Source organism: Novosphingobium sp. B-7 (assembly GCF_000410615.1).
GTDB classification, from domain to species: domain Bacteria; phylum Pseudomonadota; class Alphaproteobacteria; order Sphingomonadales; family Sphingomonadaceae; genus Novosphingobium; species Novosphingobium capsulatum.
Map to the genome: position 1 here is coordinate 19,923 of NZ_KE148501.1, position 3,093 is coordinate 23,015.

General features: G+C 69.3%; 4 protein-coding genes. 2 read left to right on the forward strand and 2 right to left on the reverse strand.

Translation table 11 applies throughout. The annotated features are described in order from the left end of the window. Together H926_RS35245 and rsmA are read left to right on the forward strand one after the other, a co-directional pair. The coding region (locus H926_RS35245; protein ID WP_043611034.1) for a 4-hydroxythreonine-4-phosphate dehydrogenase PdxA at positions 1-132 on the forward strand (132 nt) is incomplete at its 5' end. A 2-nt stretch (positions 133-134) separates the two neighbouring features. Then, positions 135-953, forward strand: coding sequence for a 16S rRNA (adenine(1518)-N(6)/adenine(1519)-N(6))-dimethyltransferase RsmA (gene rsmA / locus H926_RS0122460; RefSeq protein ID WP_028658379.1), 819 nt, complete (start codon positions 135-137; stop codon positions 951-953). A gap of 19 nt (positions 954-972) precedes the next feature. On the opposite strand, the gene H926_RS0122465 is transcribed toward rsmA, so the two are convergent. After that, a complete protein-coding gene (locus tag H926_RS0122465) occupies positions 973-2,493 on the reverse strand; it encodes a lipopolysaccharide biosynthesis protein (protein WP_022678254.1) in 1,521 nt (506 codons plus the stop codon). After that, a partial coding sequence (locus H926_RS0122470; RefSeq protein ID WP_022678255.1) for an NAD(P)H-dependent glycerol-3-phosphate dehydrogenase occupies positions 2,486-3,093 on the reverse strand: 608 nt, incomplete at its 5' end. The genes H926_RS0122465 and H926_RS0122470, both read right to left, overlap by 8 nt.

Below are 3,093 nucleotides of genomic sequence, written 5' to 3' on the forward strand. Positions count from 1 at the left end.
ATCCGCACCTCACCCGATCACGGCACCGCCTTTGGCATCGCCGGCAGCCGCCAGGCGCGCCCGGGCGCAATGATCGCGGCGATCCGCATGGCCGGGGAATGCGCCGTGCGCCGCGCTGCGGCCGGGGCATGAGCCTGCCCGATCTTCCGCCGTTGCGCGATGTGGTCAACCGCCATGGGTTGCTCGCGTCCAAGGCCCTCGGGCAGAACTTCCTGTTCGACGAGCAGTTGCTGGCGCGCATTGCCGCGATTCCCGGCAAGCTCAAGGGCGCCAACGTTCTGGAAGTGGGCCCCGGCCCCGGCGGCCTGACCCGCGCGCTGCTGCGCGCCGGCGCCAATGTCACCGCGATCGAGATGGACAAGCGCTGCCTGCCGGCCCTGACCGAACTGGCAGAGGCCTTTCCCGGCCAGTTGCGCGTGATCGAGGGCGACGCGACCAAGATCGATCCCGCCACCCTGTTCGACGCGCCGTGGCACGTGATCGCCAACCTGCCCTACAACGTGGGCACGATGCTGTTCACCGGCTGGCTTTCGGGGCAGGATTGGCCGCCGCAGTGGCTCTCGCTTACGCTGATGTTCCAGCTGGAAGTGGCAGAGCGCATCGTGGCAGCCGCCGCCAGCGATGCCTATGGCCGGCTGGCGATCCTGTCGCAATGGCGCGCCGCGCCGCGCATTGCCATGAAAGTGCACCGCAGCGCGTTCACCCCGCCGCCAAAGGTCATGTCGGCCGTGGTGCACGTGACCCCCGCGACCATGCCCGAAGGGGTTTCGGCGCGCATGCTCGAACGCGTGACCGAGGCGGCGTTCGGCCAGCGCCGCAAGATGCTGCGGCAGTCGCTCAAGGGCGTGCCCGGCGCGCTCGCTGCCCTGGAAACGCTGGGCATCGATCCCTCCCGCCGCGCCGAAACGCTGGACGTGGGCGATTTCGTGGCGATTGCCCGCACCCTGTCCTGACGAAACGGAACGAGGGCGTTTAGTTCTTGTGCTTGCGGAACAGCACCCGGTCTTCCGGGCCAAAGCCGCGCCGCCAGATCACCAAGCCATAGACGCCCAGGATCGCCGGAATGCCCAGGCTGACCTCGATCCATTCCGGCAACAGGCGCGCCAGCATGCCCACGCCTACCGCCGGCACTGCCGCCCACAACAGCGCCCAGCGCCAGTTGCTGATCTTCTGGCCCAGGATGCTGCCCAGCAACCGCGACTTGAGCAGCGAGGCCAGGCCCAGGGAAATGACCAGGGCCAGCGCGGCGCCCATCGCCTCAACCGTGCCGTCATAGCCCAGTTCGCGCGCGGCCACGATCAGGCCCACGGTCAACCCGGCCTGCAGCGCGATCGTGCCCAGGCTGATCCACCAGTTGCGCAGCCGCGCCACATAGATCAGCGCCGCTTCGCTTACCACGGCGGGCGCGGCCACCACTTCGGCCGCCAGCAGCAGCGCGAGCGAGCCAGTGCCGGCCACGAAATTCGGCCCGAACAGGCCCATCACGCCCTTGCCCGGCAGGCCCAGCGCCAGGGCGATGCCGGCTTGCGCGGCGGTGATCCAGAAGCCCACCTGGCACACCTGGCGGGCGATCGCGCCCAGGTTGTTCTCGCGCAGGTTGCGGGTGATCACCGGGCCCAGGATCGGCTCGAAACTGGTCTTGAGCTTTTGCGGCAGCGTGGTGACCTGCTGCGCCACGTAATAGATGCCGACCACGGCGGCCGGCGCAAACGTGCCGAGGATGAACAGGTCAAGCTTGCGCGTGCCCCACTCCACCGCGTCGGCCCCGGCCAGCGGCAGGTTGCGGTTGGCCAGGCGCAGCAAGGCGCCCGGGCGCGGTGCCCACTGGCGGGGCAGGCCATAGCTTTTGACCAGGGGCACGAAAGCAGTGATCATCGCCGCCAGCATCGCCGCGGCATAGGCCAGGATCAGCCCGCTTTCGCGCAGTGGCAGCCACCAGGCGCCGGCCAGCCACAGGCCACCGGCGGCCAGCGATTGCGTCCACGGTTCCACCACGGCGCGGGCGCGCACGGTGGCGCCCACGTCAAAGCGATAGGCCAGCGCAGCCAATGCCACGTCGCCCAGCGCGCGCGGCAGGATCGCCATGGGCAGCAGGCGTTCCACCGGGGTGTAATCCCCGCTGGGAAACATCATGATCGGCACCAGCCACAGCAGCAGCCCGCACAGCACCGATACCAGCGTGGTCAGCAGCAGGGCATCAGCCACGGTGGTGGCACTGGCATGATCTTCCTTGGCGAGTTGCTGGGCCAGGCCGCGCTTTTGCCCGAGCGTGGCAAGCTGCGCCGCCAGTTCCACCACCAGCGTGGCCGAGGCATAGCGCCCGAGCGTGGCTGCACCATAGAGCCGCCCGGCGATGAACAGGAACGGCACGCTGGCCGCCAGGCGCAGCACGAAGCCAAAGAAATTGGTCCGCCCACCCTTGGCCAGCGCGGCAATATCGGCCTGTTCGGCCTGCGCGTCAGTCGGGTTTGCGGGAAGAGCCGGATCAGCCAAGCGGGCGTTCCGCACGCAAGGGCCGCGCCAGCAGGCTGGCGACGACATCCCGGGCAGGCGCCTGGCCACGCACCAGGGTAACGACCGCATCGACGAGCGGCATGGCAATTCCCTTCTGGCGGGCAAGATCGGCGAGCACGGGCGCGGTATACGCCCCTTCGGCCACGGTGTTGCGGCCTGACAACGCCTCAGACGCGCTTTGGCCCTCGCCCAGCGCCTTGCCCAACGAAAAATTCCGGCTCGACGCCGATGAACAGGTCAGCACGAGGTCGCCCAGACCCGATAGCCCGGCCAGCGTTTCGGCCTGCGCACCCATGGCCAGGCCAAAGCGCTGCATTTCGGCAAAGCCCCGGCTGATCAGCGCGGCACGGGCATTCTGCCCCAGGCCGAGCCCATCGACCACGCCACAAGCGATCGCCAGCACGTTCTTGACCGCGCCGCCGATTTCGGCACCGATCACGTCAGCCGAGTAATAGGGGCGGAACGTGGGCCGCGCCACGGCCGGGGCCAGGCGCTGCCACTGCGCTTCGCCGCCGGAACAGGCCAGCGTCACCGCCGTGGGCAGGCCGGCGGCCACCTCGTGGGCAAAGGTCGGGCCAG